The 437-nt window shown below is 61.8% G+C and carries 1 pseudogene; it reads left to right on the top strand.

The annotated features are described in order from the left end of the window. A pseudogene (locus tag FVA95_RS29455) lies at positions 1-366 on the top strand (IS256 family transposase); the annotation flags it as partial. Between the last annotated feature and the right edge of the window lie 71 nt (positions 367-437).

The following is a 437-nucleotide window of genomic DNA, read 5'->3' as shown; positions in this document are numbered from 1 at the left end:
ATCGAGGTTGTCGAGAGGGTTCCCGTCGACGACCTCGATGTCCTGCTGGAGTTCTACCACTACCCCGCCGAGCACTGGATCCATCTGCGTACCACGAATCCGATCGAATCCACCTTCGCCACAGTGCGTTTGAGAACGAAGGTCACCAAGGGTCCGGGATCGCGGGCCGCTGGATTGGCCATGGCCTACAAGCTGATCGACGCAGCCCAAGCCCGTTGGCGGGCCGTCAACGCCCCACATCTGGTCGCCCTCGTCCGCGCCGGAGCGGTCTTCCACAAAGGCAAACTGCTCGAACGGCCCACCGACATCACCCCACCGACACCACCGTCAGACGGCGATCAACACACCGAAACGGAGGTCGCCTGAAACACCCCGATCCACAGGTATTGACAATTGCTCGTGAGGGCGGCTTTGGCGATGTCGTGGTGGGTAGGTTC

Source organism: Pseudonocardia sp. EV170527-09 (assembly GCF_008369905.1).
Taxonomy (GTDB): domain Bacteria; phylum Actinomycetota; class Actinomycetes; order Mycobacteriales; family Pseudonocardiaceae; genus Pseudonocardia.
The sequence above is the reverse complement of the archived record's forward strand: the minus strand, read 5'-3'. Positions and strand labels throughout refer to the sequence as shown.